Here is a 14,456-nt window from a genome sequence, read left to right as displayed (position 1 = left end):
AAAACAGAGATTGATTAACCATAATAAAATTTCCATATCATTAGGAATATAGTACTTATGAAAAAATATCCCGTTGAAAAAACAGAAGCAGAGTGGCTAGAGCAATTAGGTCCAGAACGCTATAAAATCCTTAGAGAAAAAGGAACAGAACGTCCATTTACAGGAACCTATAATCTTCATCAAGATGATGGTGCCTATAATTGTGGTGCGTGTGATGCTCAATTATTTGATAGTACAAGCAAGTTTGACAGTGGTTGTGGCTGGCCAAGTTTTGATGCTTCTATAGAAGGAACTGTAGAGTATGTGCGAGATACCACTCACGGTATGATGCGTACAGAAATCTTATGTGCAAATTGTGGATCTCATCTCGGACATGTCTTTGATGATGGGCCAACAAATACTGGACAACGCTACTGTGTAAATTCGGCAAGTATCGATTTTAAAGGATAATCTTCTTTCCAAAATAATAATAATTAAAATCCTGAAGAAACACTTCGGGATTTTAGTTTTAAGATATGGTGTTTAATATGTATTTTCGCACTAGAAAATAGACCTAAAAAAATCTAAATATGAGCAAGTATGATGTTATCGTTTTGGGAACTGGCCCTGGCGGATATGTAACAGCTATTAGAGCTTCTCAACTCGGTTTAAAAACTGCAGTTGTAGAAAAAGAAAGCCTTGGCGGTGTATGCTTAAACTGGGGATGTATCCCAACAAAAGCATTACTTAAAAGTGCCCAAGTTTTTGAATACCTTAAACACGCAGAAGATTACGGTCTTAAAGTAGAAAATGCTGATAAAGATTTTGCTGCTGTTGTAAAACGTAGTCGTGGAGTTGCAGAGGGAATGAGTAAAGGGGTTCAATTCTTATTAAAAAAGAATAAAATCGACGTCATTGAAGGATATGGGAAGATTAAGCCTGGAAAGAAAGTAGATGTAGACGGAAAAGAATACAGTGCAGATCATATCATTATTGCAACTGGTGCACGTTCTAGAGAATTACCTAGTTTACCACAAGATGGAAAAACTGTCATAGGGTATCGTGAAGCAATGACATTACCAGAGCAACCTAAGAAAATGATTGTTGTAGGATCTGGTGCTATTGGTGTAGAGTTTGCGAGTTTTTATAATTCTATGGGTACAGAAGTAACCATCGTAGAGTATATGCCTAATGTAGTTCCTGTAGAAGATGAGGATGTTTCAAAACAATTTGGACGTTCTATGAAGAAAGCTGGAATCAAAGTCATGACAAATAGCTCTGTTGAAAAAGTAGAAAAAACAAAAGACGGAGTAAAAGCTACTGTTAAAACAAAGAAAGGTGAAGAAACACTAGAAGCAGATATCGTTCTTTCTGCTGTAGGAATTAAAACCAATATTGAAAATATAGGATTAGAAGATGTAGGTATTGTTGTAGACCGTGATAAAATCATAGTAAATGACTGGTATCAAACAAACATGCCTGGATATTATGCTATTGGAGATGTAACAAAAGGACCTGCGCTTGCGCACGTAGCTTCTGCCGAAGGAATTACTTGTGTAGAGAAAATTGCAGGAATACATGTAGAAGCTATTGATTATTCTAACATTCCTGGGTGTACATATGCTACTCCAGAAATTGCAAGTGTAGGAATGACTGAAAAGCAAGCAAAAGAAGCTGGTTACGAACTTAAAATAGGTAAGTTTCCATTTTCTGCCTCTGGTAAAGCGAGTGCTTCTGGAGCAAAAGATGGTTTTGTAAAAGTAATCTTTGACGCAAAGTATGGAGAATGGCTAGGATGTCACATGATAGGTGCTGGTGTTACTGATATGATTGCAGAAGCAGTTCTTGGTCGTAAATTAGAAACAACTGGTCACGAAGTTCTAAAAACAATTCACCCACACCCTACGATGAGTGAAGCTGTGATGGAAGCTGTGGCTGATGCGTATGATGAAGTAATTCATCTATAACATATAAAATCACTCCATAAAAAAACACCTTATTAAATTTTAATAAGGTGTTTTTTTTATATTATAATGATATGCTTTTAATTTGAGCTTGTAGGAATCGAGCCTATATTAAAAGATGGAATTGGTAATCTCAATCCAAAATACCAATATGGATCACCAGTAAATACATTAATAGCAATTCCTGATTGTACATAATCGTTTAGTATGGATACAACTAAACCAGTACCTAGCTCTGGCACATCATCTCCGTCAAAATCTGGTGCAGAAATATGAAGTCCAATCCCCCAGTTAAAAATCTTGTTATACGTTACACTTTCTCTTCTTAATTTCTGATCCCAAAGTCCCTTGAGAATCAAGTTATAATAAGGAGCCATCTGAAATTGTGTTTGTACATTTGTCCTAGCAAGTGGATCTGCAAAAATAACACCAACAGTACTTTCTATATGTGGTAAAATTCTAAACATATATACTTCTCTATTTTCTGTATATATGGTTTTCTCTTTAGTGGCCACCTCAAACTTAAATGCTATACGATCACCATCTTGTCGTACTCCAGTACTATATAAATCTAAATCTGCTTGCTTTGGTAAATCCTTTAATGATAATTTAAAAACCTTATCGCTAAATTTTAATAACTCAAAATCGACTGGGGTTCCTTGTAAAAGTTCTTTTATTTTAGAAATATTCGTTTTCTCTAAAGTTGCATCTAACCAAGTCTTAAAGTGATTTTTTACATTTTCTGCAAGTCCTTCCAAAATCGCTGCGTCACTAATCGTCGCTTTAATATCATCATATAATTTAGTAGCCTGAGCTAATAATGCTTTACCATCATTTTCAATAAAATTCACATCACCTTCAATATGTGTCAATACCTGTATTACAGAAGTTTGAGAATTTACAGTTAGATTTTCATAATATGAAATACGTTCTTTTACGCTGCTTTTAAAACTATTAATCTTCGTCTTTAAAGCATCTAAATCTGTAATTATTGGCCCAATTCTATCATCAACTACTTGCTTCACTTCTTGACTTAAAGAGTCTACAAGTAAGTTAAATTGTCCTGTAACTACTCCTTCTAATTGTTTTACCTGTACATCAATAGCCTTTTTAAGAACTGATAATCCAGCATCTTTATTTTCTTGAGCTAAGGCACTAGCATCTTGTAATTGTGCTAATTGCTCTGTTGTTGGAAGTATTCGCCATCTTTCTACTTGATAAGGTGTTTGTGGTTTAATAGAATCAAAACCAGGAATATGTAATGCTGTATTTTGATTGTTTTTCTTATACAACCATGCTCCAAATTGCACATAAACTCCTTGCTTCTCAGCAAAATCCTCTACCTCTTTAGTCATACGTTCCAGTTCTATCTGTGCTCTTTCGTAGGTAGGACCTGGTAATGGGTCTGCATTTCCGTCATCTCCAGACGCTATATAAGAACTTACATCCCAAAGATTTACAACAATCATAGCTGATTTTTGCATAGCAGAAGCCCATTCTTTATTAAGATCAGGGTTTTTTTTGAAGTCATCATAATTGTAAGTACCCAATAAGCTATCAAATACTTTAAGAGCATTTTTACGATCTTTTAAAGCAAACGTAAGTTTGTTAATCTTTTCCCCAATACCAGCAGGTAAACCAGTTGTATTATCCTCTATTTTAGATGTAATAGTTCCTAGATCTAAATCTATTTGTAAAACACTATTAATATCTACAATCTTATTATTAATATATGAAGACTCTTTATCCTGATAGTCACCATCTCTATCTTTTTCTAAAATAAAAAATACAGATTTTTGATTATCATCACTTTCTTTGTCTTGCCCTTCTTTGTTTTGTCCATAAGACATCACTATCGAAATACAATAACAACAGATGAAAGTAAGAACTCGAACGTTTATTTTTATACTCATGATTTTATGCATTTAAATTTTTATCAAAAGCCAATGCCAACATAATTGATGTATCAATATATCGTTTTGGTTGATTATCAAACTTAGAAGCTAGTACTACATTACCAATATTATTAAAAACATTAGTAATCGAAAAAATCAAATATGAATTAATAGAGTTCCATTTTATAGTTTTTAGTCTTGGACTAACGTTTAAACCTTTTAATGTATCAAGAATAAAATCAATATTTGGAGCTTGTACAACTCTTACTCCTTTATAAAAATGATCATCAGAATTAATAAGAGAAGTAAGTGTTTTTACAGCGGTATTGGATTGAGTAGTATCACCTATCACCAGTATAAGTGTTGCTGGCACATTTGTCGAATCTAAAGTATCATTAAAAACGCTATTAGCTAAGCCAGAGTTAGTCTTGGATAAAGGAATTGGTTCTATCATATGAGTTTAGTTAGTTAGAATATGTATGAATTGTTAAAAATATATTAAAAAAAAGACAAAAAAAAGGGGGGAAACCCCCGATTTTATTGATAATCAATTTTATATATTAATTATTCTGGCAATAAATCACAATACCAGAATGCTGTATCCCAACTTTTTTGATCATCATCATCTACAAAGCAATTATCCTCTTCATCATCCGCCTTATCATAACCGCGTAGTACCTTCTCTCCTATCGTAAAAGGAATAGGGTGTTTAAAAATAGGGCCATCATATACAAACGTATGAAACTCTCCATGCTCTCCACATACATCTACTGTATCTGGCAAATCTTCTATAAAGGAAGCATCGATCTGTCTACCGCAAAAATGTTCATCTAGATATTTTGCATTCACACAAACCGTTATGGCTTTAAATCCTAAATCAATAAACTCTTTAAGTAATGCCTTTGTATCTTTTTTCCATAAAGGATATACTCCTTTTATTCCAACTTTTGTTAATTGTTCATCTCGATATGCTCTTAGATCTTCCAGGAAAATATCTCCAAAAACGCCATGAGTATATCCATTTGAGCACAATTCTGTAACCTTAGTACGCATCGTATTAGAATATGCTTCCATAGTAACTTGTGCTGGAAACGCTATTTGTTGTAAAGGCAATTCTATACTTGCTGCTTGTTGTTCTAGAAGTTCAAGACGTAACCCGTGCATAGATACACGTTTATAATCAGAATTTACCGTTGTAATAAGTTTTGAAACCTCATACTCAGAATCTTGTAATATCTTATATAGTGCTAGACTAGAATCTTTACCACTACTCCAATTAAAATATGTTTTATGCATCTGTTTTATAAAAAGCTTTGAATAGCAAGATCGTAACTTTGAAGTCCAAATCCTAAGATAACACCCTTTGCATATTTTGATATAAATGACTGATGACGAAACTCTTCTCGCCCAAATGTATTAGAGATATGCACTTCTATCACTGGAATTCCTATTGCAGCAACAGCATCTCCTATACCTACAGAAGTATGTGTATACGCTGCTGCATTTAAGATCACACCATCACAAGTAGTATCTGCTTCTTGAATGTGTGTAATCAACTCTCCTTCTACATTAGATTGAATATAGGAAAGCTCTATGTTTTTAAATTTAGCCTGTAGTTCTTTAAAATAATCTTCAAAAGAGTGTCCTCCGTATATTTCTGGTTCACGTTTTCCTAAAAGATTGAGATTAGGGCCATTAATGATGCGTATTTTCATAAATTTTATGCTTTCGCGAAAGCATAAAAATACTACATATACAAGCATAAAAAAAGCGCTTTCTTGTTAGAAAGCACTTTAACGTATAATTCTTTTCTTAATTTAAAATTTATATCCCGCCGACAATTGAAAATTACGATTGGTCAAACTATCTTCATTAGGTCCTCCTAGTTGTACTTCTGTACTATCAATATTACTTATTCCTAAAATATATCGCGCTTGAAAAAATAGCCCAATAGGAAGTTCATATTCTCCACCTACAGCAAGTCCAAAATCAAAGGTATTTGTTCTATCTGAAATATCTTCGGTACTCACTGTCTCATTACCAGAAATAATATTACTAACTTCTAATTCTGAATCAATATTAAATCCAAACTGAGGACCAGCTTCTACACTTAATCCTTTTACTATAGTATATTTAGCAAGGATTGGTACGTTTATATAACTAAATTTTGAGATAGATTCTGATGCTATTAAAATTGTTGGGTCATTAGGATTCATGATTGTAGCAAACTCAGATTCTGTTCTACTCCCCTGCTGTGAATACATAAGTTCAGGTTGTATAGAAAATTTATTAGATATAGGTACTTCTACTAATACACCTACATGAAATCCTGTTCTCGTTTTTTGATCTACTATAAAATCTCTCCCTCCAAAAGTGGCAAAATTAACCCCTCCTTTTACTCCAAAAGAGATTTTTTCTTGTGCATTAATACTAGTAATCGTCATTATTGCTAGTATCGCTAAAAGAAAATGTTTTTTCATAATTACTATTTAATTGGTTTTAGTGTACTCCATAAGTAGTATTATAAAAGAAATGTTACATAATCTATTATCTTTTTAAAAAGTATACATAAAATTATCCTTTCTTATCTTTTGATCTCAAGGTAAGTTTATAAGCAACTCCTATACTAAAGAAGTTAATTTTGGTACTCACTTCATCATCATCCCCTTCAAAATAATCATTGAGTTGTGGCGCAAAACGCAAATTAAGATTTACATGATCATTAAGATCAAAGCCAGCTCCAAATCCCAAAGCGATATTAGATTTTCCCAAGTCTTCTGAGGTATCATCTAAGGTATAGGAAAACTGAGGTCCTGCTTGAAAATAAAAATTAGTGTCTCCCATATAAAACTTTACAAAGAGAGGAATTTGTATAAAATTCGTATTTCCAGCAATTAAATAATCTACTTCTGTTTCTATATGAATCCTACTCGTAATTCTTAGATCAAAAACAATACCTGCATATACGCCTTGCCTATTATTCTTAACAGTTTGCCCATCCAGTTCAACACGACCTCCTGCATTTACGACACCACCTGTAACACCAATTCGTGTTTTTTGTGCATTCATAGTGAGACATCCAAATACTGCAATCAGTACAATCAAAGTAATTCTTTTCATAGATAAATATGTTATTAAATAATGGTAGAAATCATCATATTTCTGTAGAATAAATAAAAAACAAGTACTTTTAAACTCCCTTGTTTTTAATATAAACGAGGGTAGTCACAAAATGCATTCTTTACTTACATGAACTGGAACAATAGTATTACTGATTATAAAAATTACTTACGTATAGAGCGAGGACTGTCTGACAATACTATTTCAAATTACTCTAGAGATCTTACCAAGCTTACAAAATTTCTTAAGGAACATACCATTACAAAAAGTCCTATTACTATTTCTAAAGAAGAAATTCAGCAGTTTATTTATCAGATTGCAAAAGAAGTACAACCCAGATCTCAAGCTCGTATTATCTCTGGGTTAAAAGGTTTTTTTAATTACCTTATTTTTGAAGATTATCGCAAAGATAATCCTACCGATCTTATCGAATCTCCAAAAATAGGACGTAAACTCCCAGATACATTAGCCGAAGAAGAAATAGACGCCCTCATTGCGGCTATTGACTTAGGTCATCCACAAGGAGAACGTAATAGATCGATGTTAGAGTGCTTATATGCTTGTGGTCTTCGTGTATCAGAACTCATTAGTTTACAACTGTCTGATTTATATTTTGAAGAAGGGTTTATTAGTGTCACAGGAAAAGGAGACAAACAACGCTTTGTTCCTATAAGTTCGCATACACAAAAGTATATTAACATATATCGAAATGAGGTACGTGTACATGAGCACCCAAAACCTGAGTATACCAATACGCTATTCCTTAATCGGAGAGGGCGCCAATTAACACGTGCTATGGTTTTTACAATTATAAAAGATCTGGCTGTAAAAGCTGGTATCCAAAAAGTCATTAGCCCGCATACCTTTAGACATAGCTTTGCTACTCATTTACTTCAAAATGGAGCCGACTTACGGTCTATACAACAAATGCTAGGTCATGAGAGTATCACTACAACAGAAATCTATATGCATGTAGACCGTTCACAACTTTCTGATATACTTCATAAATATCATCCTAGGAGTAAAGAGAATTAAATTACATCAAAATCTATTTTTTGATTAGCTATCTTTTCTACAAGGTTAGCTTCCAAGATTTTAAAATTATTTTCGCGCATATAAAGAATAAACGATTCAGGAAGTTCTAATTTATGTTTTACTAAATAATGTTTTATCCATATGGGCCATATCCATTTTCCGTCAATATGATAATTTCTAGAACCTGCTTCTTCTCCACATAGTTCACAGATTTCCTTACTAGCTACTGTACTAATTTTCCTTCCATTGTCTAAATAGTCAATCATTTTATTTAAATCAAAATAATTTGATTTATTAATCAACTCAGGTTTAATCTTTCCGTTATCGCTACGTATTTGACTTAAAATGTCTCTTATTATAGGTTTCTCCATACAATGTTACATCGATATTTCAAGAACTGTATAGGGTTGATTTACATCTGTCAAACGGACAACTTTTACCTCTTTAACCTCTGTAAGAGTTCCATAATCATCATACACTGTAAATTTCATGTATGTAGGTGATCCATCATCATCTGACATTTTACCATAATAAATGATATTAAATGTCCACTTCCCTTTATCATCTTCGGTTAAGAAAAACTCTTCCATTTGAAAACCATCTCTTTTCTCTTGAACAATGCGTTGCATCGCTACTTTTTCTGTGTGTTCCCAAGTAAAAAATCTGTTTTGAGGATTTACGATTTGCAAATCAAATTCAGCATCTTGATGATTCCATTCTAAAACAATGCGTTTTTTAAAGGTTTCTGGTTTCTTTAAAAACACTGGAGAAACTGTACTTACATTTATTGCTGATTTATATTTTCTAATGAAGTTTTTATATTCTTTAATAAGACTCTCTCCTATTCCTGAGGCATTTATATTAATATTTCCTTTACCTTCTACAATGCTTTGATATATTCTAAAAGCATTGCTTATATCACCATTCTCTGCATAAGCAAGTGCAAGGTCACGATATGATTGTACTTCTAAAGATCTAATACGATTGATATATTTATATGCTTCTAAAGCTTTCTTTTTATCTCCTATTTCGTCCATTTTAAAAGCCATAGCTCGCAATGCTGTTGCATCACCTCTAGCAATTTCAGAAACATTAGAAAGAATACGAGAGGTCATTTCTATATTATTCCATCCTTCAAAATAATCGGCTACATTGAGGTAAAAACTAGGCGAGCTACCATATGCTTCACGTTGTATAAGATATTCTTCAAAAGCAGCATCTATCGTAGTATGCTTTTGTAACGCTTTAATATAATCTGTCTCAGGTAATGATTCTATTTCTAATGCAGTATCTGAGTATGTGGCTGTTGTCCCTTTAGGAGTAGTGTCTCTCTGTGCAACCTCTCCAGCAAGTGCAGATTTGGTCGTAATCAGTATCACACCTCCTTTTCCTAAAGTTCCATATCTATTTGTAGCTGCAAGTCCTTTAAGGTAGGTAATACTTGCAATATTATCTGGATTGATATGAGAAGTATCCCCTATATTGTCACTATTGTAAGCTATTCCTTGAAGATCATCAAAACCTCCAGAATTTGTTTTTGATTGTGGCACCCCATCGATGACTACTAATCCTGTTTGATCTCCTAAGATTGTCATATTTTTATGACGCCCCAAAAACTGAGATAAATCGACTCTATTGGTACCATTATTTGCTATTTCAAGACCTGCAAACTGCCCTTTTACAGCTTGTTTTACATCTAAATCAAGTTGAGATATCTCTTTATCAGTAATGGTTTCTACAGAGTATCCTAGTCTTTTCTTCTGGATTTTATGTTGTCCTAAATCTACTTCTTTTTCTTCGGCAGGAACCTCATCTCTACTTTTTCCTGTAATCACAACTTCTTTAAGCACATCTCCTTGATTGCTAAAAATAATATTTAAAGTACGTTGATTTCCAACTCTAAAACGTCTAGATTGTTTTCCTACATAGGATACTTCTATCACGCTTTCTGGAAATGCCTCTATTTTATAATTCCCTTTACTATCAGTAACTGCTTCTATATCATTATTTCCTACAATTGTAATTCTCGCACCTTCTAATGCCTGACCATTTCCTACACTATTATCAATAACAAATCCTTGAACTGAAATGGGTTGTCTATCTTTTTTAAGTGCTAGTTTTTTTGTATTTGTAAGACTCCCAACCGTATTTAAAGCCAGTTGTATAATAGAATTATCTGTAGTATTTGTAATAATATGTACGGGAGCACTTGCTTTTTTTGGCAATTCAGATGAAATACTTTTACCATCTGTCGATATAACATAATGAGTGGTAGGTAGGTTAAAATCTAGAACGTCAAAAGATACTGCCCCATCATATACTGTCTTTTTTAATTCTTCTTTTAACAAAGCCCAATTCCCATCTGTTATGGTAAATTTTTCTTCAGAAATGACTTCTGTACTAAAAGGTACAAAGTGAACAATTGCATTTTTATGTTTTTGAAAAAAAGAGTCTAAATGCTCTAACTCTACAGAAAGATTTCTATCCTGCATCGATAGAGAAGCATCCCAGTAGAAGATAATATTTTCTGTACTTTGAGTCTCTTGTGCTTGTGTGGTATACGCTTTCGCGAAAGCGAAAAAAACAATAAAAACAATAGCAATCTTTTTCATAATGATGTGGTTGTTTAGTCTATAAGTATCAATGCTTCTTGTCTTCCCGAAACGTATCTAAAACCATTTGTTCCCCAAAACCCTGCTTCTTCAAGCATAATTCGAATGTCTTTTTTCCAAGCTGGAATGGTAACAGTTGTATTGAGTTCTATAGCATAGGCTGTGTTTTCAAAAAGCGGATAGTCTCCAGTTCCTTTAACTCCTCCTTGGCTATCCCACATTCCTATTGTAGGTCCAGCCGAGTGCCCATATAAACCTAATGGATGTGTATAAATTGCTGGTGAATACCGATCATCTTTTCCTTCTTGCAATGCCTTGATTAATATCTCATTTCCCGTCTTTCCGGTCTTAAAATTTGTTGTCAAGATATCTTGTACTCGATTTCCATCTCTAAAAGCATTTACCAGATAATCAGGTGCTTGAGACTCTCCATCATGTAACACGTATGCATGTTGCTGGCAATCTGTATTAAGACGTAAATACGTAATTCCAAAGTCACAATGTAGTAAATCACCCTTCTGAATAATCTTCCCTTCTGGTCTATTTGAAAAGGATTCTATATGACTTTTAAGTTGTTCATCACTACGCTGAATATCAATCGTAGGATGAAACCAAGTTTCTAAGCCCATATCGGTAACGCGTTGTCTTAGATACCACACAACATCATCTGTAGTTGTCTTTCCTGGAGTGATTACAGTTGAGCTAAAAGCATCTTTTATAATATCGTGAGTGATATCTACCAGTTGCTCAAACTGGTGCATTTCTTTTTCTGTGCGTGTCTCAATCCATCCTATAGCAAGCTTCTCTGCCGATACAATTCTTGAAGTATACGCTGGCGGTAATGCTTCTATAAATTCATTATAATCTGTACGTACAATACCATCGGCTAGTCCAAAATTATCAGAATAGTTCAATCCTATTTTTTGAGGATTTCTAGCTTCTATAATTTGTGTTAATGCCTTCCATTGATTTGGTTCTTTTTCTTTATCCCAAGCAGAGGTAATACTTTTACCTACATTATATCTCGCAATCGCGAGTTTTTCTATAGTATTTTTATTTTTATCTCTATAAAATACCAATATTGTTCTCCTACGTGCATTGAGCCAGGTTGCAGGCAACATTGTTTTTAAAACAGGATCTTCATTATATTCTCTAGAGATAAGCACCCACATATCAATATCAGAACGATCCATCAATGCTGGGAGTAAGGTATTAAAACGGTCTTCCAAAATTTCATCTATAATAGCAGCACGTTCTCGTTCTGGTACGACTTGAGCTGTTATAGAAAAGGTTATTAGAAAAAAAAGAAACGTATAGATTTTTGACATTATATAAGTATTAATTTATGTATTAAAATTACGCAAAATAAAAAAGAGTGCTAGAAGCACTCTTTTTTATTTAATAATATATAGGATACTTCTATCCTTTTTTATTTTTCTTCCTCTTTTTCTTCTTTTCTTTTTTATCTTCTTTCTTTTTCTCTTTTGCCTTATTACCAAACTGCTCTTCTAGAAGAATTTTTTCTACTTGTTCTTCAGAAAACACTTCTTTAAGCGCTTTTTCAAACTTTTTCTGCTCGACGTTAATCAACTCTCGTTTCTCGTCAAATTTTAAATCAGGATTATAATCTATATCAACACGAGCTCTATAGTAATCTTTAAGGTACGTTCTTAATACTTCTTTTTCAAAAACATCAATTCCTAAAATATCTTTATATAAACTAGCCTTATCTAGACTTAATTGATTTACATCTGGTTTTTCTGGTTCACCTGCCTCTGCAGGTCTTGCTGATGGTGAATAACCTCGTTGTCCTCGCTGAATATTCCCTAAATTTTGAGCGTCTACAGAAAGGGTTCCTATAAAAAGGACTAAGGCAAAAACTATCTTGAGTTTCATATTAAAAAATTTTTACAAAGATGCATCTTTTATTTGATTCTGAAGTATTCAAAAACAATGCCTAATATGTTTAATCTTTAATTACTTCTAATATTTCTGGCAAAATACTAAGTGCTGTAATTGCTATTGCGCCTCCTAATTTATAGGATTTACCAGCCTCTTGATGTTCTTCCCTTGTTTTTTTATTTTTTTTCTCTTTTATAGAAGCTGTTGCTACTACATTTGCTTCTACTTGATCATTACGTAACATAATCACTTTATTTTCTGATCCTTCTACATAATATCCTTTTGCAAATTGGTATGCTATATCAATACCATCTTTTTCTTGATCCTGTGTATCCGTCGTATATAATGTATACAGTTCTTTCATCACTTGAAGGGCATTTGAAGCTTCTGTATATGCCAGTACAGTTCCATTACTCGCTCCATATGTACCAATAGCAATTTTATCTTCTGGTTGTAATCTTTTAAGTAATAACTGTACTCCTTGTTCTAGAAAGAAACGGTTATCTGTATCGATCCCCGAAGTTCCTACCTCAACCAATAAATAAATTTGTTGTGGTTCTTCATTAGGATATACATCTGCTGCATGTGTTATTAAATCTTTTAGTTTTATAACTGTTGTTGAGACCTCTTGTTGTGCTTTTACTTGTGCTACCATAAGTACAAGTATTGTGAAGATTACGTGTATTTTCATCAGATTGGATTTTTAAATTCAATCCAAACCTACTTCAGAATAAGGGGCTATAAAATAACCAATGAGGGAACCTCTTTCTTGAATGAGGGAAATCTACATTACGATGTTTTATGAGTTATGCCCTTAACATTTTATAGACTGTCTGTCCTCTTTGGAGTTTTCCATTAAGAGTGCGTTCAAATCTTGGGATAGAAAAAATAACTTTAGGAAATTCATATTTTTTGAAGCCTGAAGTGTCATAGTCCGCTTTCGCGAAAGCAAAATCTTCTTCTTGCTCAACAAATAATGCTAATTTTTCTCCTAGCGTATCATCTGGAATTCCTGCCACAAAAAAGGGTACATAAATCATCTGAGACAATTTTTGCTCAATTTGTTCTGGGTATAACTTCACCCCTCCACTATTAATCACATTATCTACACGCCCTAACCAAACAAACTTTTTATAGGTTTCTATCACTACTAGATCATTTGTAATTACGGGATCTGTGCTTACCATAGGTGCTTTAATAACAAGGCATCCACGATTATCAGTATGTACACTTACCTTAGAAAGTGATTTAAAAGGAATACTTCCTTCCTTTATTTTTTTTGGGTTTATACGTCTTGTTGCAATGTGAGTCACCGTTTCTGTCATACCATAGGTCTCATATACTTTTGTAGAGATTCCATATAACTTCTTTTTTAATGTTTCAGAAACAGCTCCACCTCCTACAATGAGTTTTCCTAGTAAATGCAATCTAGATAAAGAATTATCTAACTGAAAAGGGGTCATTGCACAAAAATCATAGCGTCTATACACATTATCTAAAGGATTGGATTTAGGTTGTGTCATATCAATATGCCAACCTAAGACAAGCGCGCGTACAAGCATCATTTTTCCTGCTATAAACTCGGCAGGCAAACAAAGTAATGCAGTCGTTTTTTCTGGTAATTTAAAGTGCTTTGCTGTTGCTTTTGCACTATTAACCATGTGGATTTTCTTAATCTTTATAGCCTTAGGAGCACCTGTAGATCCTGAAGTTTTTACGGTAACATACGACTTATCATCTAGCCAGTCCAACAAAAAACTACCCACCGACTCTTCATAAGGCTCCCCATTTTTTATGAATGCATCTCCTTGTACTCGTAACGTAGCAATAGTATGTTGCACTCCATTAAGTTTAAACTTAGGATGTACACGTATATACCGTTCTTGACCTTCTATCATAATGCGCCAAAATACAGACTTAGCATAAAGTTAGCGTTATCTTAGTATAAC

The 14,456-nt window shown here is 33.4% G+C and carries 15 protein-coding genes; 3 read left to right on the top strand and 12 right to left on the bottom strand.

Annotation, left to right across the window (positions count from 1 at the left end):
* Positions 1 to 57 precede the first annotated feature (57 nt).
* Positions 58 to 450: a peptide-methionine (R)-S-oxide reductase MsrB gene (gene msrB / locus ABJD27_RS02870; protein ID WP_348171352.1), complete on the top strand. Its 393-nt coding sequence runs from the start codon at positions 58 to 60 to the stop codon at positions 448 to 450.
* 119 nt (positions 451 to 569) lie between these two features.
* Positions 570 to 1,946, top strand: coding sequence for a dihydrolipoyl dehydrogenase (lpdA, locus tag ABJD27_RS02865; RefSeq protein ID WP_348171355.1), 1,377 nt, complete (start codon positions 570 to 572; stop codon positions 1,944 to 1,946).
* A 77-nt stretch (positions 1,947 to 2,023) separates the two neighbouring features.
* Here the strand turns inward: lpdA and ABJD27_RS02860 are convergent, their stop codons facing one another.
* From ABJD27_RS02860 to ABJD27_RS02835, 6 genes are all read right to left on the bottom strand, one after another.
* Entirely contained in the window at positions 2,024 to 3,856 is a 1,833-nt protein-coding gene (locus ABJD27_RS02860) for a hypothetical protein (protein ID WP_348171358.1), read from the bottom strand.
* Positions 3,857 to 3,860: 4 nt separating this feature from the next.
* Positions 3,861 to 4,292, bottom strand: coding sequence for a hypothetical protein (locus tag ABJD27_RS02855; protein WP_348171361.1), 432 nt, complete (start codon positions 4,290 to 4,292; stop codon positions 3,861 to 3,863).
* A 110-nt stretch (positions 4,293 to 4,402) separates the two neighbouring features.
* Complete coding sequence (locus ABJD27_RS02850; protein ID WP_348171364.1) at positions 4,403 to 5,134, bottom strand: diphthine--ammonia ligase; 732 nt, start codon at positions 5,132 to 5,134, stop codon at positions 4,403 to 4,405.
* Positions 5,135 to 5,139: 5 nt separating this feature from the next.
* Positions 5,140 to 5,553: a type II 3-dehydroquinate dehydratase gene (gene aroQ, locus ABJD27_RS02845; RefSeq protein WP_348171367.1), complete on the bottom strand. Its 414-nt coding sequence runs from the start codon at positions 5,551 to 5,553 to the stop codon at positions 5,140 to 5,142.
* A gap of 102 nt (positions 5,554 to 5,655) precedes the next feature.
* Positions 5,656 to 6,318 carry a porin family protein gene (locus tag ABJD27_RS02840; RefSeq protein WP_348171370.1) on the bottom strand — a complete coding sequence of 221 codons (663 nt, stop codon included), beginning with the start codon at positions 6,316 to 6,318 and terminating at the stop codon, positions 5,656 to 5,658.
* A gap of 94 nt (positions 6,319 to 6,412) precedes the next feature.
* Positions 6,413 to 6,958, bottom strand: a complete 546-nt coding sequence (locus tag ABJD27_RS02835; RefSeq protein ID WP_348171373.1) for a porin family protein — start codon at positions 6,956 to 6,958, stop codon at positions 6,413 to 6,415.
* A 129-nt stretch (positions 6,959 to 7,087) separates the two neighbouring features.
* Here ABJD27_RS02835 and xerD point away from each other — a divergent pair, with 129 nt between their 5' ends.
* The gene (xerD, locus tag ABJD27_RS02830; protein ID WP_348171375.1) at positions 7,088 to 7,993 is read left to right on the top strand and encodes a site-specific tyrosine recombinase XerD; all 906 of its coding nucleotides are present in this window, start codon (positions 7,088 to 7,090) and stop codon (positions 7,991 to 7,993) included.
* Here the strand turns inward: xerD and ABJD27_RS02825 are convergent.
* The 6 genes from ABJD27_RS02825 to ABJD27_RS02800 all read right to left on the bottom strand — a co-directional run bounded on the left by ABJD27_RS02825 (position 7,990) and on the right by ABJD27_RS02800 (position 14,405).
* Positions 7,990 to 8,364, bottom strand: coding sequence for a hypothetical protein (locus ABJD27_RS02825; RefSeq protein WP_348171378.1), 375 nt, complete (start codon positions 8,362 to 8,364; stop codon positions 7,990 to 7,992). The genes xerD and ABJD27_RS02825 overlap by 4 nt on opposite strands.
* 6 nt (positions 8,365 to 8,370) lie before the next feature.
* Positions 8,371 to 10,605, bottom strand: a complete 2,235-nt coding sequence (locus tag ABJD27_RS02820) for a TonB-dependent receptor plug domain-containing protein (protein WP_348171381.1) — start codon at positions 10,603 to 10,605, stop codon at positions 8,371 to 8,373.
* Between the two features lie 14 nt (positions 10,606 to 10,619).
* Complete coding sequence (locus ABJD27_RS02815; protein WP_348171384.1) at positions 10,620 to 11,933, bottom strand: M24 family metallopeptidase; 1,314 nt, start codon at positions 11,931 to 11,933, stop codon at positions 10,620 to 10,622.
* Positions 11,934 to 12,024: 91 nt separating this feature from the next.
* A complete protein-coding gene (locus tag ABJD27_RS02810) occupies positions 12,025 to 12,501 on the bottom strand; it encodes a hypothetical protein (protein WP_348171387.1) in 477 nt (158 codons plus the stop codon).
* A gap of 70 nt (positions 12,502 to 12,571) precedes the next feature.
* Entirely contained in the window at positions 12,572 to 13,198 is a 627-nt protein-coding gene (locus tag ABJD27_RS02805) for a hypothetical protein (RefSeq protein WP_348171390.1), read from the bottom strand.
* Between the two features lie 115 nt (positions 13,199 to 13,313).
* Positions 13,314 to 14,405, bottom strand: a complete 1,092-nt coding sequence (locus ABJD27_RS02800) for an AMP-binding protein (protein WP_348171393.1) — start codon at positions 14,403 to 14,405, stop codon at positions 13,314 to 13,316.
* Positions 14,406 to 14,456: the final 51 nt, after the last annotated feature.

The sequence above is a fragment of the Dokdonia sp. genome, assembly GCF_039945015.1.
Taxonomy (GTDB): Bacteria; Bacteroidota; Bacteroidia; order Flavobacteriales; family Flavobacteriaceae; genus Dokdonia.
The sequence above is the reverse complement of the archived record's forward strand: the minus strand, read 5'-3'. Positions and strand labels throughout refer to the sequence as shown.